The sequence below is a fragment of the Polaribacter sp. KT25b genome (genome assembly GCF_900105145.1).
Classification (GTDB): Bacteria; Bacteroidota; Bacteroidia; order Flavobacteriales; family Flavobacteriaceae; genus Polaribacter.
Map to the genome: position 1 here is coordinate 1975372 of NZ_LT629752.1, position 21018 is coordinate 1996389.

Annotated in this window: 22 protein-coding genes; 13 read left to right on the forward strand and 9 right to left on the reverse strand. The window is 28.3% G+C overall.

All coding sequences use genetic code 11. The features are described from left to right. Positions 1-35 precede the first annotated feature (35 nt). Positions 36-281 carry a hypothetical protein gene (locus BLT70_RS08490; protein ID WP_091893516.1) on the forward strand — a complete coding sequence of 82 codons (246 nt, stop codon included), beginning with the start codon at positions 36-38 and terminating at the stop codon, positions 279-281. An 8-nt stretch (positions 282-289) separates the two neighbouring features. After that, on the forward strand, positions 290-724 hold the full coding sequence (locus BLT70_RS08495; protein WP_091893518.1) for a DUF4268 domain-containing protein: 435 nt from the start codon (positions 290-292) through the stop codon (positions 722-724). A gap of 220 nt (positions 725-944) precedes the next feature. Here the strand turns inward: BLT70_RS08495 and BLT70_RS08500 are convergent, their stop codons facing one another. Then, on the reverse strand, positions 945-1283 hold the full coding sequence (locus BLT70_RS08500; RefSeq protein WP_091897538.1) for a DUF4870 domain-containing protein: 339 nt from the start codon (positions 1281-1283) through the stop codon (positions 945-947). 172 nt (positions 1284-1455) lie between these two features. On the opposite strand from BLT70_RS08500, the gene BLT70_RS08505 reads away from it, so the two are divergent. From BLT70_RS08505 to BLT70_RS08535, 8 genes are all read left to right on the forward strand, one after another. Further along, positions 1456-1956 carry a Dps family protein gene (locus BLT70_RS08505; protein WP_091893520.1) on the forward strand — a complete coding sequence of 167 codons (501 nt, stop codon included), beginning with the start codon at positions 1456-1458 and terminating at the stop codon, positions 1954-1956. Between the two features lie 50 nt (positions 1957-2006). Next, positions 2007-2861 carry a mechanosensitive ion channel family protein gene (locus BLT70_RS08510; RefSeq protein ID WP_091893522.1) on the forward strand — a complete coding sequence of 285 codons (855 nt, stop codon included), beginning with the start codon at positions 2007-2009 and terminating at the stop codon, positions 2859-2861. Between the two features lie 93 nt (positions 2862-2954). Beyond that, entirely contained in the window at positions 2955-4349 is a 1395-nt protein-coding gene (gene mnmE / locus BLT70_RS08515) for a tRNA uridine-5-carboxymethylaminomethyl(34) synthesis GTPase MnmE (RefSeq protein WP_091893524.1), read from the forward strand. A gap of 260 nt (positions 4350-4609) precedes the next feature. Continuing rightward, a complete protein-coding gene (locus BLT70_RS08520) occupies positions 4610-4834 on the forward strand; it encodes a hypothetical protein (protein ID WP_091893526.1) in 225 nt (74 codons plus the stop codon). A gap of 245 nt (positions 4835-5079) precedes the next feature. After that, on the forward strand, positions 5080-5160 hold the full coding sequence (locus BLT70_RS17585; RefSeq protein ID WP_368086352.1) for an NAD-binding protein: 81 nt from the start codon (positions 5080-5082) through the stop codon (positions 5158-5160). A 154-nt stretch (positions 5161-5314) separates the two neighbouring features. Continuing rightward, positions 5315-5674: a hypothetical protein gene (locus BLT70_RS08525; RefSeq protein WP_091893528.1), complete on the forward strand. Its 360-nt coding sequence runs from the start codon at positions 5315-5317 to the stop codon at positions 5672-5674. Positions 5675-5787: 113 nt separating this feature from the next. Beyond that, positions 5788-6315, forward strand: a complete 528-nt coding sequence (locus BLT70_RS08530; RefSeq protein ID WP_091893530.1) for a hypothetical protein — start codon at positions 5788-5790, stop codon at positions 6313-6315. A gap of 298 nt (positions 6316-6613) precedes the next feature. After that, a complete protein-coding gene (locus tag BLT70_RS08535; RefSeq protein ID WP_091893532.1) occupies positions 6614-9010 on the forward strand; it encodes a chondroitinase-B domain-containing protein in 2397 nt (798 codons plus the stop codon). A 53-nt stretch (positions 9011-9063) separates the two neighbouring features. Here the strand turns inward: BLT70_RS08535 and BLT70_RS08540 are convergent, their stop codons facing one another. The 4 genes from BLT70_RS08540 to BLT70_RS08555 all read right to left on the reverse strand — a co-directional run bounded on the left by BLT70_RS08540 (position 9064) and on the right by BLT70_RS08555 (position 13077). Further along, entirely contained in the window at positions 9064-9915 is an 852-nt protein-coding gene (locus BLT70_RS08540) for a DMT family transporter (protein WP_231962639.1), read from the reverse strand. Between the two features lie 85 nt (positions 9916-10000). Then, the gene (locus tag BLT70_RS08545) at positions 10001-10669 is read right to left on the reverse strand and encodes a bifunctional 4-hydroxy-2-oxoglutarate aldolase/2-dehydro-3-deoxy-phosphogluconate aldolase (protein ID WP_091893534.1); all 669 of its coding nucleotides are present in this window, start codon (positions 10667-10669) and stop codon (positions 10001-10003) included. Positions 10670-10695: 26 nt separating this feature from the next. Continuing rightward, the gene (locus BLT70_RS08550; RefSeq protein ID WP_091893536.1) at positions 10696-11913 is read right to left on the reverse strand and encodes a 6-phosphofructokinase; all 1218 of its coding nucleotides are present in this window, start codon (positions 11911-11913) and stop codon (positions 10696-10698) included. Positions 11914-12036: 123 nt separating this feature from the next. Then, entirely contained in the window at positions 12037-13077 is a 1041-nt protein-coding gene (locus BLT70_RS08555; RefSeq protein ID WP_091893538.1) for a sugar kinase, read from the reverse strand. Between the two features lie 151 nt (positions 13078-13228). Between BLT70_RS08555 and BLT70_RS08560 the strand changes: the two genes are divergently transcribed. Further along, positions 13229-14260: a LacI family DNA-binding transcriptional regulator gene (locus BLT70_RS08560; RefSeq protein ID WP_231962641.1), complete on the forward strand. Its 1032-nt coding sequence runs from the start codon at positions 13229-13231 to the stop codon at positions 14258-14260. A gap of 81 nt (positions 14261-14341) precedes the next feature. On the opposite strand, the gene glyA is transcribed toward BLT70_RS08560, so the two are convergent. Further along, positions 14342-15616 carry a serine hydroxymethyltransferase gene (glyA, locus tag BLT70_RS08565; protein ID WP_091897547.1) on the reverse strand — a complete coding sequence of 425 codons (1275 nt, stop codon included), beginning with the start codon at positions 15614-15616 and terminating at the stop codon, positions 14342-14344. A gap of 197 nt (positions 15617-15813) precedes the next feature. Between glyA and fahA the strand changes: the two genes are divergently transcribed. Further along, positions 15814-17091: a fumarylacetoacetase gene (gene fahA / locus BLT70_RS08570; RefSeq protein WP_091893540.1), complete on the forward strand. Its 1278-nt coding sequence runs from the start codon at positions 15814-15816 to the stop codon at positions 17089-17091. Between the two features lie 111 nt (positions 17092-17202). After that, a complete protein-coding gene (locus tag BLT70_RS08575) occupies positions 17203-18726 on the forward strand; it encodes a carbon-nitrogen hydrolase family protein (protein WP_091897550.1) in 1524 nt (507 codons plus the stop codon). Positions 18727-18793: 67 nt separating this feature from the next. On the opposite strand, the gene BLT70_RS08580 is transcribed toward BLT70_RS08575, so the two are convergent. The 3 genes from BLT70_RS08580 to speB are packed head-to-tail and all read right to left on the reverse strand — an operon-like array spanning position 18794 to position 20998. Next, the gene (locus BLT70_RS08580; protein WP_091893542.1) at positions 18794-19078 is read right to left on the reverse strand and encodes a hypothetical protein; all 285 of its coding nucleotides are present in this window, start codon (positions 19076-19078) and stop codon (positions 18794-18796) included. A gap of 5 nt (positions 19079-19083) precedes the next feature. Further along, entirely contained in the window at positions 19084-20061 is a 978-nt protein-coding gene (locus BLT70_RS08585) for a deoxyhypusine synthase family protein (protein ID WP_091893544.1), read from the reverse strand. After that, positions 20051-20998, reverse strand: a complete 948-nt coding sequence (gene speB / locus BLT70_RS08590; RefSeq protein WP_091893546.1) for an agmatinase — start codon at positions 20996-20998, stop codon at positions 20051-20053. Before speB ends, BLT70_RS08585 begins: the two co-directional genes overlap by 11 nt. Between the last annotated feature and the right edge of the window lie 20 nt (positions 20999-21018).

Sequence of the window (21018 nt, forward strand, 5' to 3'; positions counted from 1 at the left end):
CCAAAGGGAAGAAAATAGAACTCTTAGATTTAAATATGGATTTTTTAGCCAAAATTGGAGAAGTATTACTAATTGTATTTTTTGTTTATCTATGGAATAAATTTATTGTTACAACTTTGATTAAAAAAGTTACTGGTTTTCATAAAAAGTATAATTCAAAGAATATTAATAAACAACCTGTAAAATTTGCTGTTGATAATGAATTAAACATTATTAAATATACGCAATATTTTTATTGGTTTGGATGTTTATTAATTTCTATTGAAATACTGTTTAACTAATTTAAAATATGTTTAGTAAAGAAGAAGCTGTAAAATTACGTAAAGAATTCTGGACAAGTTTTGGAAAATCTTTTCCAAGAAAATGGTTATTGTATAACACCAAAATAAAAGGCTTTTCTTTTAAATTTGTTGCTGATAAAAAGAAAGCAATGGTTTGTTTAGATATAGAACATCCAGATGAAATTGCTAGTGAACTGCTTTACGATCAAATGATTTCTTTAAAGGTTTTGTTAGAAACAGAGATTCCTAATGTTATTTTTAATGATGCTTACGAATTAGAAAGTGGTAAAATTGTTAAACGTATCTATGTGCCTTTGGATGATAAATTTAGTATTCATAATAAAAATACTTGGCGTAATTGTTATGAGTTTTATGTTGATATAATGCCGAAGTTTGAACTCTTTTTTTACGAATATGAAGACTTTATTAATCAAGCAATTTAGTTAATTAAAGCTTTTGGCTTATAGATAAACTCGCGTTAAGGATTGAAGTAATTGTTTGAGCTCTTTTTTCTTTTTCAAGAAAAAAAGCGAGTGCGTAAAGCCTGACCTTTAGGTAACGCCCAAATTCTGAATATTATTCTTTTATCAATAAAATTATTACAAAAAAAAATCGCCCAATAAAAGGCGATTTTTAATTTAAATAATTGTGTACTTCTTCTTTTTATTTTAAAAATTTTATAGAAAAAGGATAATTTGGCGCTTCGTTATTACTGACTTTTATAGCGTTTATTATTGGAAAAATGAGATAGAAAATTCCGATTGCGATAAAACCTAAAATTCCTAATCCAAGTAAAAAAACTAGAGGAATACAAATTAAAAGGTAAATAAACATAGAAATTCTAAAGTTTAAAATTGCTTTTCCATGTTCGTCCATTCCAAAAATTTCATCCTTTTTTGTTAACCATAAAACTAACGGAACTATAAAACCGCCAATTCCGGTAACGAAATCTAATAATTGACTTAAATGTGTAATTACCAATAACTGTTTGTCTTCTTTCATTTTTATCTTTAATTGTGTACTTATTAGACGCAAATTAACTTGCTTTGTTACAAAAACAAATTTAAAAAATATTCTGTTAGAAAAAGTATTTGAGTTAAAATGTATTCTATTTGAGCAAAGACAAACTTTATATTGATTGTAGTTTTGTAATGAACTTAAAAACAAATAAAACATGAATTATTTAAATATTGACAAAGACAAAATGCTACCGATTGTAACAGAATTAAATGTGCTTTTAGCAGATTACCAAGTGTATTACCAAAAATTAAGAAATTTTCATTGGAATGTTTTAGGAAAAAACTTTTTTGAATTACACAATCAATTTGAAGATATGTATAATGACACAAAAATTAAAATTGATGAAATTGCAGAAAGAATTGTAACGCTAAAATATCATCCAATTAGTAAATTATCTGATTATATTGAAGCTTCTAACCTTGTAGAATCGAGTCCTTTATTATCAGATATAGAAATGGTAGATATATTAAAAAAAGATCAAAAAATAATTTTAAAGCAATTATCTATAGTAATTGAAAATGCAAATGAAGCCAAAGATGAAGGAACTATTGATTTAATTGGTGCTTATATTAGAGAGTTAGAAAAATCTTCTTGGATGTTAAATGCTTGGTCTAAAAACACTAATGAAGTGTTAGATAATAGTTTTGTTAAATAATAACTAGCCTTTTTTTATTAAAAAACTATTATTAAATTTTAAAACTAAACATGGATAAAATTATTGACAAACTAGAAACCTGGAAAGAACTTTTTATAAAAAACATACCAAATATTGCTATAGCACTTGTGGTTATATTTATTGCATATTATGCTTCAAGAGCTATAAACACATTTATTACCAAAAATCTTGGCAAAAGAATTAAACAAGAATCTGTACGAAATTTAGTTTCTAGAGTTGCTTCTGCATTTATCTTTTTAACTGGTTTATATATAGCAATGACCGTTTTAAAATTTGACGATACTTTAAAAGCTATAATTTCTGCAGCTGGGGTTTCTGGTATTGTAATTGGTTTGGCTTTACAAGGCACTTTGTCTAACACCATTTCTGGAGTTGTTTTATCTTTTAGAGAAAATTTAAATATTGGTAATTGGGTAGAAACAAATGGTTTTTCTGGCGAAGTAATAGACATTAACTTAAATTACTTTGTAATTAGAGAAGCAGATAATAACACGGTAATTATACCAAATAAAACAATTTTAGAAAACCCTTTTAAAAATTACTCATTAACTACAAAAATGAGAATTTCAATTACTTGTGGTGTTACTTATGATGCCGATTTAGAAAAAGTAGAAACATTAACAAAAAAAATTATTACAAGTAATTTTAACCAAGATAAATTAGAAAAAAATGTTGAATTTTATTACACCGAATTTGGCGATAGTTCTATTAATTTTTTATGCAGATTTTGGGTAGATTCTAAAAATGCACTCGAGAAATTAAAAGCAAAAAGTGATGCTATTATAAAAATTAAACAAGCTTTTGATAAAGAGAGTATTACTATTCCTTTCCCAATGAGAACTTTAGAGTTTTTACCAAATCAAAATCTTAACATTAATAAATAATTAAACATCTAATTTTTAATATAAAAATAAGCTTAATGCAATTTGCATTAGGCTTTTTTTAATTTCTGTAAAAATGTTATGTATTTTTGCAGTATGATTAAAAACGATACTATTATTGCATTGGCCACACCTTCTGGAGTTGGCGCAATTTCTGTGATTAGACTCTCGGGCGACAAAGCTATTGATATTGTAGATGCTTTTTTTAAATCTATAAAAAAAGAAAAGTCTTTAAAAAATCAAAAATCACACACAATTCATTTAGGACACATTATAAATAAAGGTCTTATTGTGGATGAAGTTTTAGTGTCTGTTTTTAAAAATCCTAAATCTTATACAGGAGAAAATGTTGTTGAAATTTCGTGTCATGGATCAAGCTTTATTCAGCAAGAAATTATACAATTATTTTTGCAAAATGGTTGTAGAATGGCAGATAATGGTGAGTTTACCATGCGTGCTTTTTTAAATGGTAAAATGGATTTATCGCAAGCGGAAGCAGTTGCAGACGTAATTGCTTCTAATTCTGCTGCAAGTCATCAAATGGCAATTCAGCAAATGCGTGGAGGAATTACCAATGAATTAAAAGAATTACGTTCACAATTATTAGATTTTGCTGCTTTAATTGAATTAGAATTAGATTTTTCTGGTGAAGATGTTGAGTTTGCAGACAGAACAAAGTTTAAAGAATTGGTTTCTAAAATTACGTTTATTCTTAAACGTTTAATTGATTCTTTTTCTTTTGGAAATGCCATGAAAAACGGAATTCCGGTTGCCATTATTGGCGAACCTAATGTTGGAAAATCCACTCTTTTAAACACACTTTTAAACGAAGAAAAAGCCATTGTTTCTGACATAGCGGGTACAACACGTGATGCTATTGAAGATGAAATGATTATTGATGGGGTTGCTTTTCGATTTATTGACACTGCTGGAATTAGAGAAACCGAAGACGTTGTAGAAAGTATCGGAATTAAAAAAGCATACGAAAAAGCAGACAATGCTCAATTGATTATTTTTCTGATAGATTCTAATAAATATGCTTATGCAAGAGAAGAATTTTTAGAAGAAATTGAAACCATCAAAACACGTTTTCCTAACAAACGTTTATTAGTAATTGCAAACAAAATAGATACTTTATCTTGTCATGATTCTTCTATTTTACAATCAGAAATTGAAAATTTAATTTTACTATCCGCTAAAAATAAAACGGGTATTGATGAACTTAAAAACGAATTAACTTCTTTGGTTAATATTGGTGCTTTAAGTAATAATGAAACTATTGTAACTAATTCGCGTCATTTTGAAGCTTTAAACAATGCTTTAATTGCCATTACTTCTGTTCAAGAAGGCATTGATTTAGAAATTGGTACTGATTTATTTTCTATTGATATTCGTGAATGTTTACGCCATTTAGGTGCAATTACCGGAGATTATGATGTTGATAAAGATATTTTGGGTCATATTTTTGGGAATTTTTGTATCGGGAAGTAATTATTTTATTTTCAACAATTTATACTTTTTAAAACAAAAAAATATAATCCTTTTAAAACATTCTAAAAACATACTTTAAGGAAATTGGTTTGTTTTAGCATATTAGGTTCTTACCTTTTTATATTTTAGTTTTAAAATAGAAATCACTTTGTAAATTATAATTTATAAAGTGATTTTTTCATAATTCAAACAATCATTAAAAACATACATATCAACCCTTTACAAGCTAAACTATTCTTTTACCATTTACTTTTCAATAGTTGCAATGGTTTTGTGTATATAATCATTTTAATGGGATCGTACTTGTAGTTATTGGCGCAAGTCATACAGGAGTTAATTTTGCTTTCAATTTAAGAAAACAAGGTTGGCAAGGAAAGATTATATTATTTGATTCTGCCCCAAATACACCTTATTATAGACCATCTTTTTCAAAATCTTATATTATTGATGGTGATTTAAATAGCAACCTTTTAAAACCATTTTAAAATAATCAGAATTAAAATATTACTTTAAAATTAGGCATAAAGTTTTTATCAATAAATAGAAAAGAAAAAACAATTTCTATTAAAAATGATACCATTCAAAAGTATGATAAACTGGCAATTACATCGGAGGCAAGACCTTTTATTCTTCCAATTGATGGAATAACTGCTGCAAACTAATTTACTAAGAGACCTGCAAGCGATGACATTGCAATTAAAAACGCCATTGAAACATCCGAAGAAAAAAAGTGGTTATAATCGGTGGTGGCTATATTAGTTTAGAAACTACTGCTTCCTTAACAAAATTGGCGAAAAAGTTACAGTTTTAGAAAGAGAAGAACACGTTTTAGCTAGAGTTACGGCTCCGGTTGTGTTAAATTAAATGAAAAATAAAAGACAAAACATAAAAAACTTATGCTGTAGATTTCTTTTTGGAAATCATTAAATAAATCTACTTTTGTTCTCATAAATTATTTAAAAAAAATGACAACTCAAGATTTAATAGGTAATTTCTCTATAATTGGTAGCAATCAAGATGCTGATGAAAATACCTATAAAGGAACTCTTTCTTTAACTTTAGATAAAAATGAAAGGGTTATTGCAAAATGGGTTATCAACAAAACGCAACATCAATTTGGTTCTGGCTTTTTTAAAAACAACATTCTAGTTATTAACTTTAACTACAAAGGTTTTGAAAATAAAACATACAAAGGAGTTGTGGTTTATAAATGCATTAACAAAAATATTTTAGAGGGTTTTTGGTCTGAAGAATTAGGAAATCCTACATATTTAGGATCAGAAAATTGCTTTAGAATAACTGATAAAAATCCACTTTTAAATTAAAAATTAAACTAATTATTTTAGAGTTTATATTTAATAAAAAACTAACATTTATCATGTTTCAAAAAAAACGAACTACTTAAATTTGCTCCTTAAAATTTAAAAATAAATTTATTTTGAAAAAAAGTATCCTTTTAATTGTATTCTTATCAATAAATTTCATCGCATTTTCACAAGAACATGAGCATGAAAAAGAAAATTTTAAACATTTTAGAATTAGTCCTGTATTAAGTCATACTTATATTCCTATGGCTACAAATGATGGTGATAAAACAGTTATTGTTCCGTCTATAGGTTTAGATATAGAATACTGGATAAATGAAAAATTTGGATTTGGATTTCATAATGATTTAGAGCTAGAAACTTTTGAAATAGAAAAAGAAGAAGAAATTTTTATTGAAAAAGAATTTCCTGTAGTATTAACTTTTGACGCTCTTTGGAAATTTCATAAAGAATGGGTTTTTGTTTTTGGTGCTGGTGTAGAATTTGAAAAAAATGAAAATCTATTTATTGTAAGAACTGGTCTAGAATACGAAATTGAATTTGGTAATAATTGGGATGTTTCACCAACAGTTTTATACGATCATCGAGCAAATAATTTTGATACTTGGTCTATTGGTATCGGAATTGGTAAACGTTTTTAATATTATAAAATTAGTTCGTTTTACTACCTTAATTTCTTCTGATACTATTTAAAACTTTAACATTAGTCTTATACTCGCTCTATGCTCTTTTGCATATTTTATCCTTTATTACAACTCATAGTTCAATTCAAATTAAATAAATTATCACTTTACTTATTAAAGTGATAATTTTATTTTTTTTCCAACCTTTTTAATCAAAAAAAATACTGAAATATCAATTTATTAATTTCAAAAATATTATATTTGGAAACCATAAATTGGTTAACCAATTTGGTAATCCAAAATAAATTCGATCAAAATGATACTAAAAAAAATACTCCTTTCTTTAATAATTCTATCTCAATTATCTATTTTTTCTCAAGATAATAAAGTTTTAGTTAGCAATATATCAGAATATAAAGCTGCAATAAAAAAAGCTATTCCTGGCACTAAAATAATACTTAAAAATGGTATTTGGAAAGACGCAAAATTAGATGCTTTTGGCAATGGAACAAAAGAGAAACCAATTACTATACAAGCAGAAACTGCCGGTAAAGTAATTCTAAGCGGAAACTCAAGCATAGATATTTATGGTACTTATATTATTGTTTCTGGTTTTTGGTTTAAAGAAGGAAATCCGACAGAAAAATCGATAGTTAATTTTAAAAAAAATGACACTCAATTTGCTAATAACTGTAGATTTACCCACAACACAATTTCATATTACAATCCAGAAGATGCAAGTGTAAATTCTCATTGGGTAGATTTATGGGGAAAAAATAATAGAGTAGATCATAACAATTTTACAGGTAAAACCAATGATGGAACAACTGTAGTTGTTTGGCTAAAAGGCGAAGAACATATTGAAAATAATCATTCAATAGATCATAATTTCTTTGGACCAAGACCAGATCTTGGTAAAAATGGTGGAGAAACTATTAGAATTGGTACAAGTGAAAATTCTATGAAATCATCTAAAACAATTGTAGAAAATAATACTTTTAAAAATTGTGATGGTGAAATAGAAATTATCTCTAACAAATCTGGAGATAATATTTTTAGAGATAATTTATTTATAGAAAGTAAAGGTGCTTTAACTTTAAGACATGGTGACAATGCATTAGTAGAAAACAACATTTTTATTGGTAATAATGTATCAAATACTGGCGGAATTAGAATTATAAACCAAGGTCATATTATTAGAAATAATTTAATGATTGGTTTAACTGGTAATAATTTTAGAGGTCCAATTGTTGTTATGAACGGCGTACCAAACTCACCTTTAAACAGGTACAGACAGGTTAAAAATGTAAACATTCAAAACAATACGTTAATTAATTGTGGGTCGATAGAATTTGCGGCTGGTAAAGATGATGAAAGAAGCTTACCTCCTACTAATACTATTTTTGCAAACAATTTAATTACGAATACTAACGGAATTAAAATTTTAAATTCTTCTGATGATATTAGCGGAATTACTTTAAAAAATAATATTGTAGATTCTAGTGTAGATGTAGATGAAAATCAGTTTACTAAACAAACCATTGATTGGAATTTATTACAATCTTTACCAATGCCTTCTTCTAAAAATCAATTTTTAATATCAAATTTTAAAAATGATAAAAGTCCTAAAGTAGATATTACTGAATCAGAAAAAAATCCTTTTGTTGTAGGTGCATTCAATTTAGATAATGCTAAATTACCTAAAGCGTTAAAGGTAAAAACGGGTCCTTATTGGAATCCAATAATTGAAACTCCAAAAGTAATAGTCAAAGCAGTAACTATTGAAGTAGAACCTGGAGTTGAAACACTAGCTAAAGCATTAAAAAAAGCAACTCCTTTAACAACTCTTCAATTAAAAGATGGTCTATACTATTTTGATAAAACTCAAAAAATTAAAAGTAACATTACCATAAAAGGAACAAAGGAAACGGTTTTAAAAGTTAGTGATAATTTAGAAAAAGAATTAACCTACTTTTTTAGAGTTGAAGAAAATGCTACTTTAAATTTAAAAAACATCACTTTTGATGGTAGCAATGATACACAAGTAAAATATGCTATTGTTTCTCCTGATAAAGAACAAGGAGGTTTATATAAATTATTTATTGATGGTTGTACTTTTAAAAACTTTACAAATAAAAATGGAGGAAGTATTTACAAAGCTTACAACGGTACTTTAGCTGATACAATTAGTATTAAAAACTCGTCTTTTTTAAACAGCTATAGAGGTTTAAATTTATCTTACGAAAAAGAGAATTTTAAATACAATGCTAAAACCATTATTATTCATAATTCTATATTTAAAGATATAGAAGAATTTGCTATTAATTATACGAAAGTAGATCCATTATTACTAGAACAAAATGGTAGTTTACATATTACTAATTCTATTTTTAGTAGAGTTAGTAATTCAGAAAAAGGGTATGTAATTAAAGTAAAATCTATACCATCTGTAATTATTAAGAACTCGGTTTTTGAAAACAGTTATAATATTATAAATCCTATTAAACTATCTGATAAAGGAAGTATTATAGAAAATTGTTTGGTCTATTCGTGTGGTAAAATTATTGCAAAGAAAAATGCTGAAGAAAAAAACATACTATATAAAAATCCAAAATGGGATGATAAAAATAATTTTATCCCAAGTAAAAAATCAGATTTATTAAAAGAGAATAATAAAATAGAAACAATTGGTTTAATCTTTTCAGATAAATAACTACTTATCAACTCAAAATTTAAGTAATATATATATTATTTAAGGCTGTCTTTTTAGGCAGCCTTATCTTTTTTTCTTTTTAAATATATGTTATAAATTAAACCTAATAAAATTAAAAATATACCGAGTAAAGTCCAAAGGTTATATTTTTCACCAAACCAAGAAGCACCAATTATAATCATAAAAATAACTTCTAAATACTTTAAAGGTGCTATCACATTCGTTTCGTGTAGTTGTAAAGCTTTTGTCATATATAATTGCCCAACATAACCAAAAACACCTAAACTTAATAAAAGTAACCACTCATTTAATGTAGGATTTCTCCAATGATTGATTGACATAATTCCACCAAAAACAAAAGCCATTACCATAAAATAATTTATAATTACTAACGGATTTTCTTTATCACCAATTTTACGAATAATTATAAAAATGAAACCTAAAGAAATCGCCGAGCAAAAAACAAATAAAAGTCCTATTGAATTTACTTCAACACCAAATCCTTTAATAATTAAAACACCAACAAAGGCAATAATAAAAAGGAACCATTGCATCAATTTAATTTTTTCTTTTAAGAAAATTAACGCAAAAATAGCTCCAAAAATTGGTGAAGTATATCTTAAAGAAACTGCTGTGCCAATAGCAAGATAATTTAAAGATTGAAAAAAACATGTTAAAGAAATTACACCTGCAATTCCCCTAAGAGCTAATAATTTTTTATGAGTACCTAATACTGGAATTTTATATTTTATGATTAACGGGATCGTAAATGCTAAAGTACCAATAGATCTAAAAAATACAATTTGATACACATTAAAAACATTTAAATATTTTACAACAGCATTCATTAGCGAAAATGCCATCACACTAAATATCATATAAAAAATTGCTTTGTTTTGTTTCATAAAAAAATAAATTTAAATAAAAAACCCGAAGTCACAATGAACTTCGGGCTTTTGTTCGTTTTATAAACTAATCAACCTCACAAAACTATTTTTTTAATCCTTTTATAATTTCAATAGCACCTTTAGTTAAGCTTTCAATTTTAGCATAATCAAAGTTACCATTAGCGTCTTTTGCCATTAATTGAGATCCCATTCCAACACAAGTTACACCTGCACCAAACCAACCTTCTAAATTTTCTTTAGTTGGAGATACACCACCAGTTGGCATAATGCTAGTCCAAGGTTGTGGGCCTTTTATACCTTTTACAAATTGAGGACCATAAATATCACCAGGAAATAATTTTACAATTTCGCATCCTAATTCTTCTGCTCTTGCAATTTCTGTAAGAGTTCCACAACCAGGAGACCATAAAACTTTTCTTCTATTACAAACAATTGCAATATCTTCACGTAAAACCGGAGTTACAATAAAGTTTGCACCTAAAGACATAAATCTAGAAGCTGCAGCTGCATCTGTAACAGAACCAACACCCATTACCATTTCTGGTAATTCTTTAGTAACATATTTTACTAATTCTCCAAAAACTTCGTGAGCAAAATCTCCACGAGCTGTAAATTCTAAAAGTCTTGCACCACCATTATAACATGCAGTGATTACTTTTTTACTTATTTCTAAATCTTTATGATAAAATAAAGGAACCATTCCTGTATCTTTCATTACTTGTGCTACTTCTAATCTTGTAAATTGTGCCATTATATTTTATATTTTTTTAGTTAAATTTATTCCCAGTTTAATATTTTTTTGAAATCGTATGCTTCCGGATTTGGTAAGTATTTTTTTGAATCTTCGTAATCCTTTTCTTTTATATAAAAAAGGTTGTTGATAAATAACTGTGCCATATCTGAATTTATATTTACTAATCTTGGTGGAATTTTACCTTCATTATCTTCAAAATCTTTTAAATATAATGGCATAATATCTCCACGTGAATTTGCACTTACAATACAACCAGAAACTCCTTGATCAAATAATTTTTTTACTCCAATACCTAATAAAGTACATAATGTTAAATCAAACGCAATTGGTTTACAACATCTTAATTCATACCCCAATTCTACCGGTCTAGATTTAATATCTAAACCAAGTTCTTTTAATTTAACTTGTAATAAATAATTAAATATATGAGATTTACTTACATTTCCTAACTCAGGATGTCCGTGATCATCATACGTAAAGTTAATACCAGAATTAATGATTTCATCTTCTTCCATGAAGTGAAAAACACCTTCGCTAACCAAAGCTACTCCGTATTCTATACCTTGAATTTTGCATTTAACAATTGATGAAACAATCATATTAATGATTTTTTCGAAAGTAATTTTTGTTTTATTAAACATTTCAGGAATAATCATCATTTGGTAGTGACAAGCGGATGCAATTCCAAAAGCTAAATGTCCTGCAGAACGTCCCATGGCAGCAACGACAAACCAGTTTTCACTAGTTCTTGCATCCTCGTAAACGGTGTTACCAATACGAACTCCTTCATCCTTTGCTGTATGAAATCCAAAAGTTGGGTTTCTATCTGGTAATGGTAAATCGTTGTCGATTGTTTTAGGAACATGCACATGTTTTACATCTAAATCCTGACTGTTTACATATTTAGTTAATCTATTAGCAGTAGAAGCAGTATCATCACCACCAATAGTTACTAATAAATTTACATTGTATTTTTTAAAAAAATCGGCTTTAAAATCGCTGTCTTTTGGTTTAAATCTACTCATAATTAAAGTAGAACCACCAAGACTAAAAATACGATCTGCACGATGAAAATTAAAAAAAACTAAAGACGGATCATTAGAAAGTAATCCTTTATAACCATGATGTACACCAATAACTTCATAACCATCTTTTAAAAAAGTTTTAGCTAAAGTACTAATTACAGTATTTATACCTGGAGCGGGACCGCCACCACACATAATTGCAATAGATTTTTTCATAAATTATTTAGGATTTTAGAGTTTACTTAAAATTACTAGATTCTGCTAAACCTACAAGATAAAACGCTAAAAAAATAGCGCATTACCTTGTTCATCATACAATTAACTTATAATTTTCGCTAATTATCTAGCAACTCTACCAGATGCATCACCACCCATTAATTTATTAACTTCGGCAACAGTTGCTAAGTTAGCATCACCTTTAATAGTGTGTTTTAAACAAGAAGCTGCAACAGCAAAATCTAAAGCGTTTTGATCGTTATCTGGGTATGTTAATAATCCGTAGATTAAACCTCCCATAAATGAATCTCCACCACCTACTCTATCTACGATGTCTGTAATTTGGTATTGACGAGTTTCTAACATTTTTGTTCCATCATATAAAACTCCTGCCCAAGTGTTATGAGAAGCAGATATAGAACCTCTTAAAGTAGTAATTACCTTTTTAGCTCTTGGAAATTTCTCCATCATTTGTTGACAAACATTTAAAAATGCTTCTGCTTTTACATCATGTCCAGCTGTTTGCACTGCTGCTCCAGTAGGTTTAATTCCAAAGTGCATTTCAGCATCTTCTTCATTACCTAAAATAACATCACAGTAAGAAGTTAATTCTGTCATTATAGCTTCACGATCTCCACCATAATTCCAAAGTTTAGCTCTGTAATTTAAATCTGTAGAAATTGTAACTCCTAATCTGCTAGCAGCTTGTACAGCTTCTAAACAAACATCTGCAGAACTTTGAGAAATTGCAGGCGTAATCCCTGTCCAATGAAACCATTCTACTCCTTTAAATACTTCATCCCAATCAATCATTCCTGGCTGGATTGTAGACATTGCAGAATGTGCTCTATCATAAACCACTTTAGATCCTCTAGATACTGCACCAGTTTCTAAAAAATAAATACCTAAACGTTCACCACCCCAAACAATTTTATCTACATTAACACCTCTTTTACGCATTTCCATCATTGCACACTCACCAATATCATTTTTTGGTAAACGTGTTACGAAATCTGTTGAAATACCATAATTAGCTAAAGAAACTGCTACATTAGATTCTCCACCACCATATACAACATCAAAACTATTTGCTTGTGAAAATCTTAAAAATCCTTCAGGAGCTAATCTTAACATGATTTCTCCAAATGTTACAACTCTACTCATTTTCTTATATTTTTATTAGGTTAAGTTAATTAGTTAAACGTTTAAGCAGAAACTTAAAATAAAATCAAAACCTATGTTTTACGATTTGTTTTGATTATAAGCTTAAAACAAGTTATCTTTGTTTAAACGTTTAAGCAAAGATATAAAAATTTTGATAAATAAAAAGAAAACTACTATAAAAGATATTGCTAATGTTTTAAACATATCTGCAGCAGCAGTTTCTAAAGCTTTACACAATGATCCTAGAATCAGTGATAAAACTAAAAAAGCAGTAAAACAAGTTGCTAAAAACTTAAATTATCAACCAAATCATTTGGCAAGTGCTTTACGAAGTGGAAAAAGTAATTTAGTGGGTGTAATTGTACCCAAAACGAACAGTAACTTTTTTTCATCAGTAATAGAAAATATAGAACAAGTTTTAAATAAAGAAGGATATAATATTATTATTACACAATCTAAAGAATCTTTTAAAAAAGAATGTGATAGCATAGATACTTTATTATTTACACAAGTTGATGGTATTATAGCTTCTATGGCAAATGAAACTACGAATTTAGAGCATTTTGAAAAAGTAAAATCAAATGAAATTCCTTTAATTTTGTTTGATAGAGGTGAAAACGATTTAAATGTAGATTATATTGGAATTGATGATTATAATAGCAGCCATTTAATTGTAGAACATCTTGTAGAGCAAGGTTGTAAAAGAATAGCACATATTGGTGGTTATAAACGAACTAGAATTTTTAATAATCGAATTAAAGGTTATGTTGATGCTTTAAATAAATTTAATTTACCTCTGGATGATGAATTATTAATAGAAAGTAGTTTAACTATTGAAGATGGTAGAGACAAAATGGAGCAATTATTAGCTCTTAAAAATAGACCAGATGCAGTTTATGTTGCAGGAGATTATGCTGCTTTAGGCGCACAACAGGTTTTGCTAGAAAATAATGTTAAAATACCCGATGAAATTGCTTTGGTTGGCTTTGGAAATGAACCTTTTACAGCATTGCTAACACCTAGTATTTCAAGTATTAATCAACATAGTGAAATCATTGGAAAAAAAGCGGCAGAAGCATTTTTAGTACACGCAAAAAAGAGTTCATTTAAACAATCGTTAAATAAAATAATTTTAAATGCCGAATTAATTATTAGAGATTCATCAAACAAAAAAAACCAGTGAACATAAATTCACTGGTTTTATAATTTAATGTATTAATACTTCTTAATTTATTTTAATAAGTATAGTATCAATAATATATTTTTACATTACAAATAATCTTCTTGTGCTCATCATTTCTGCAACTCTTTCCGCAATATTCTCTAAAGCAATTTCATTTGCAGCATTTATAATTGCTTCATCAATAAAATTAACAACAGCAACCATATCTTCTACTTTTAAACCACGTGTTGTAATTGCAGCAGTTCCAATACGAATTCCAGAAGTTATAAATGGAGATTTATCATCAAAAGGAACCATGTTTTTATTTACAGTAATATCTGCTTTTCCAAGCGCAATTTCGGCATCTTTTCCAGAAATATTTTTATTACGTAAATCAATTAACATACAGTGATTATCTGTTCCGCCAGAAATAATATTATATCCTCTGGCAACAAATTCTTTAGCCATTGCAGCAGCATTTTCTTTTACTTGAATTTGATATTCTAAAAACTCATCTGTTAAAGCTTCACCAAAAGCAATTGCTTTTGCTGCAATAACATGCTCTAAAGGTCCACCTTGATTTCCTGGAAAAACAGCAGAATTTATTAGAGTTGACATCATTTTAGGTTTACCACTTTTTAAAGTTTCACCAAAAGGATTTTCAAAATCTTTACCAATCATAATCATTCCTCCTCTTGGCCCACGCAAAGTTTTATGAGTTGTAGTAGTAACAATATGACAATGAGGTAAAGGATCATTTAAAATTCCTTTTGCAATTAAACCTGCAGGATGAGAAATATCTGCCATTAAAATAGCACCAACAGAGTCAGCAATTTCTCTAAATTTCTCAAAATCTATATCTCTAGAATATGCAGATGCACCAGCAATAATTAACTTTGGTTTGTGTTCTTTAGCTTGTTGCTCTAAATGATTATAATCAATTCGTCCTGTTTCTTTATCTACACCATAAAAAACTGGATTGTATAATTTACCAGAAAAATTTACAGGAGAACCATGCGTTAAATGTCCTCCATGAGATAAATCGAAACCTAAAACAGTGTCTCCAGGTTTTAAACAAGCAGCATAAACAGCTGTATTTGCCTGAGAACCAGAATGTGGCTGAACATTTACATATGCTGCGCCAAACAATTCTTTAGCTCTATCAATTGCAATTTGCTCTATAACATCTACAACTTCACAGCCTCCATAATATCTTTTTCCTGGATATCCTTCGGCATATTTATTAGTTAAAATAGAACCTTGCGCTCTCATTACTTGGTCGCTAACAAAGTTTTCTGAAGCTATTAACTCTAACCCGTTTAACTGTCTTTCCTTTTCCTCTTCGATAAGGTCAAAAATTTGATTATCTAATTGCATTTTTAGTTTTTTAATAGAAGCTTCAAAAGTAACAAAAAACAATCCTTATAAGAAGAAGTTTTATTAATTATTTGTATCTTTTAAAAATAATTATGATTTTTAAATAAAGTCTTGTTAAAAATATATTTTTCATGTTTATTTTGTTTTAAAATGATAAAAAATTATGTAGGTTTGATGAAATTAAAAAAATTACAATAATGATTATAACAGCAAATAATCCTAATAGAAAATCTTGGCTAAAAGTAAAGGAAGATTCAGATTTTCCTATTCAAAATATTCCTTTTGGTGTTTTTATTACTAGAGACGATATTATTACCATTGGTAGTAGAATTGGCGATTTTGCTATAGATTTAGGTGCTTTTCATCAATTAGGATATTTTGAAGGTATCCCTTTAACTGATGATATTTTTTTACAAGACAATTTAAATGATTTTATTGCTGATGGGCGTAAAACATGGAGATTAGTAAGAAACAGAATAGCAGAAATTTTTGATGTAAAAAACGGAAGCTTACGCGATAATGCCGTTCATAAAGAGAAAATAATCTTTAGAATGGATGAAGTAGAAATGCTATTACCTGTTGCTGTTGGTGATTATACAGATTTTTACTCAAGCAAAGAACATGCTACAAATGTAGGTTCGTTATTTAGAGATCCAGAAAATGCATTGTTACCAAATTGGTTACATGTTCCTGTAGGTTATCATGGAAGAAGCTCTTCTATTGTGCCTTCTGGAACAAAAATAAGAAGACCTTACGGACAAACAAAACCTTTAGAAGGTTCTAATGTTCCTGAATTTGGCCCAACAAAATTACTAGATTTTGAGTTAGAAATGGCTTTTATTACTACGGATGCAAATGTTCTGGGAGATAGAATTCCTATCGAAGAAACAGAAGAATATATTTTTGGATTGGTACAATTTAATGATTGGTCTGCAAGAGATATCCAAGCTTGGGAATATGTACCTTTAGGTCCCTTTTTAGGTAAAAACTTTGCTTCAACAATTTCTCCTTGGATTGTAACTTTAGACGCTTTAGAACCTTTTAGAGTAGAAAGCCCAAAACAAGTTTATGAACCTTTACCTTATTTAAAACAAAAAGGAAAAGGAAGTTACGATATTCATTTACAAGTAGGAATTAAACCAGAAAATGGTGTAGAAACCGTCGTTTCAAAATCTAATTTTAAATATATGTATTGGACAATGGCACAACAATTAGCACATCATACAGTTAATGGTTGTCCTGTTGAATCTGGAGACATAATGGGTTCTGGAACTATTTCTGGACCAACAAAAGACAGTTATGGTTCTATGTTAGAACTTACTTGGAAAGGAGAAAATCCTATAAAATTAAAAGATGGTTCAACGCGTAAATTTATCAACGATAATGACACTGTAATTATGCGTGCTTATTGTAAAAACAGCAAAGTACGTATTGGTTTTGGTGAATGTGTTGGTACAATTTTACCAGCTAAATAAATCAAAAAATATTTTATTTTATTTTTAAACCTTGCATCTTATGCAAGGTTTTTTTTATATAATTTTGTTATTAATTATTGGTTACTATTAAAAACCAATTAAAAGATGAAAATGATAAAAAATATTGAAAATATAGAGCTTCATTATTTAACCTTAGATGATTATAAAGAGTTAAAAGAAGCGATGATACAGGTATATGCAAGTATGCCAGATTCTTATTGGAGAGAAAATCAAATTAAATCACTGATTGATAAATTTCCTGAAGGACAAGTAGTTATAAAAATAAATGGAGATTTAGCTGGTTGTGCGCTTTCTATTATTTTAGATTATGACAAATTTGATGATGATCATACATATGAAGACATCACAGGAAATTTTACATTTAATACGCATGATTCTGATGGTGATGTTTTATACGGAATTGATGTGTTTATCAAAAAAGAATATAGAGGATTACGTCTTGGTAGAAGGTTGTATGATTATAGAAAAGAATTAGCCGAAAAACTAAATTTAAGAGGAATTGCATTTGGAGGTAGAATTCCTAATTATCATAAATACGCCGCAACTTTATCACCAAAAGAATATATAGAAAAAGTAAAACGTAAAGAAATTCATGACCCGGTTTTAAACTTTCAAATTTCAAATGATTTTCATCCATCTAAAATTTTAAAAGGATATTTAGAAGGTGATGGTAATTCTGGAGAATTTGCTGTTTTATTAGAATGGGATAATATTTATTATCAGAAAAAATCGAAGAAAGCTGCTACTAAAAAAACAGTAGTTCGGTTAGGTTTAATTCAATGGCAAATGCGTTTATACAAAGATTTGGAGGAATTAATGGAACAAGCAGAGTTTTTTGTGGATTCTGTTTCTGCTTATCGTGCAGATTTTGCATTATTTCCAGAATTCTTTAATGCACCTTTAATGGCTGATTATAATCATCTACCAGAATCGCAAGCGATTAGAGAATTAGCAAAATATACTCCAAAAATTGTTCAGAAATTTTCTGAATTGGCAATTAGTTATAATATTAATATTATAACTGGTAGTATGCCAGAAATTAAAGATGAATTGTTGTACAATGTTGGTTATATCTGTAAAAGAGATGGAACAAAAGAACGTTACGAAAAATTACATGTTACACCAGATGAAGCCAAAGTTTGGGGAATGCAAGGTGGAAATCAATTAAAAACTTTTGATACTGATTGTGGAAAAATTGGTGTTTTAATTTGTTATGATTCAGAGTTTCCAGAATTAAGTAGATTATTAGCAGATGAAGGAATGGATATTTTATTTGTGCCTTTTTTAACGGATACACAAACAGGATATTCTAGAGTACGCCATTGTGCACAAGCAAGAGCTATAGAAAATGAATGTTATGTTGCCATTGCTGGTAGTGTTGGTAATTTACCGAAAGTAAATAATATGGACATTCAATATGCACAATCTATGGTTTTTACTCCTTGTGATTTTTCTTTTCCTGCAAACGGAATTAAAGCTGAAGCAACTACAAATACAGAAATGATTTTAATTGCTGATGTTGATTTAGATATGCTAAAAGATTTAAATAAATTTGGTAGTGTTAGAAACTTAAATGATAGAAGAAAAGATATTTTTGAATTAAAAAAGAAATAAACTTTTAAACCTTTATTGCATTAAAAAAGCTCCGAAAATTCGGAGCTTTTTTAATTTTATTTATAATCTATTTGTCATCATCATCTTCTAAATCATCTAAATCTAGATCATCAGTGTCGTCAAAAGAATCTTCATCTTCTGCATAATCTTCCATAGTTTGTTCTAAACGATCACTAATTTTTACTAAATAAATAGTTTCTTCAGTTCTAACTTCTATAGCTTTTACTGTTTCTCCTTTAGCATTTTTAAAGGAAATAACGTCACTATAATCATATCCATCAGGATATTTTTCAATTAACATGTCTAAAATATCCGTTGTTAATTTAGCATATTCAACAATAACTCTTTTCATAATAATTACATTTCTAATAAATAAGCAAATATAAGAGGCGCAACAATTGTTGCATCACTTTCTATAATAAATTTTGGTGTATTTATATCTAATTTACCCCAAGTAATTTTTTCATTTGGCACAGCACCAGAATAAGAACCATAACTTGTTGTAGAATCAGAAATCTGACAGAAATAGCTCCAAAAAGGTGTATCTGTTCTTTCCATATCTTGATATAACATTGGCACTACACAAATAGGAAAATCACCTGCAATCCCTCCTCCTATTTGAAAGAAACCTATGCCGTCTTTAGAATTATCTGTATACCAATCTGCTAAGAAAGTCATATATTCAATTCCAGATTTCATTGTAGAAGCTTTTAATTCTCCTTTCATTACATAAGATGCAAAAATATTACCCATTGTAGAATCTTCCCAACCTGGACAAATAATAGGTAGATTTTTTTCTGCAGCTGCATACATCCAAGAATCTTTAAGATCTATTTCATAATACTGTTCTAAAACTCCAGACAACAATAATTTATACATGTATTCATGTGGTAAATAACGTTCTCCTTTAGCTTCGGCATCTTTCCATATTTTAACAATATGTTCTTGAATTCTTCTAAAAGCTTCTTCTTCTGGAATACAGGTATCTGTAACTCTGTTTAAACCTTTTTCTAATAAATCCCACTCATCTTGAGGCGTTAAATCTCTATAATTTGGCACTCGTTTATAATGAGAATGTGCAACCAAATTCATTACATCTTCTTCTAAATTAGCTCCTGTACAAGAAATTATTTGTACTTTATCTTTACGAATAAATTCTGCAAAAATCTTACCTAACTCTGCTGTACTCATTGCACCAGCTAAAGACACTAACATTTTAGAACCTTTCTTAAGTTGATCTTCATATCCTTTTGCTGCATCAACTAAAGCTGCTGCATTAAAATGAAGAAAATATTTTTCAATAAAATTTGTAATCGGTTTTTGATTAGTAGTCATCTTCATCATTTTTAAATTTTGATAATTTACCAAAAGGGTTATTACTATCATCTATATCATCACCATTATCATAAGTGTCATCTTTAGATGCAAACTTATAACTTAACATTTTGTAAAAAAGTTTAGCTGCAACAAAATCTGAAGATTTATCATCTTCATTAGGGCATAATTCTACCATATCAAAACCTACAACATTTTTTTCAGCAAAAACTCTCTTTAAAAATTCTAATGTTTCATAATAAAATAAACCTCCTGGTTCTGGAGTTCCAGTAGCAGGTAATAGTGAAGGATCTATTGCATCTAAATCAAAAGTAATAAAAACATTATTGGTTAATTGATCTACAACATCATCCATCCAATCTTCATTAACAACCATATCATGTGCAAAAAATACTTTATCAGTATTCATTACTCTTTTTTCTGATATATCCATACTTCTAATACCAACTTGTACTAAATTAGTATTTTGGTTTGCTTCAAACATAGCACAAGCATGATTATATTTAGAACCTAAATATTCTTTTCTTAAATCTGCATGAGCATCAATTTGTAATACTGTTAAATTATTAAAACATTCGTTAAACGCTCTAACAGTTCCAATAGAAATTGAGTGTTCACCTCCAAAAAGAGCTACAAATTTATTTTTGTTTATATACTTTTTAGTAATTTTATGAACGGCATCTACCATTGCTTCTGGCGAAGAATTTTCTGTAACAGTTTCTGCTAAAAATATACCTTCTTTGTATACTTCAGAATCTGTTTCTATATCATACAATTCCATATTATCCGAGGCATCTAAAAATGCTTCTGGACCTTTGTCCGCACCTTTTTGCCAAGTACTTGTTCCGTCATAAGGAACAGGAATTATTACAATTTTAGACGTTGCTAGGTCTCCATACTCTGGTGAAATTCCTGCATAATTTTTAGATGTATTCATTTTAAATTTTAAGTTAAAAA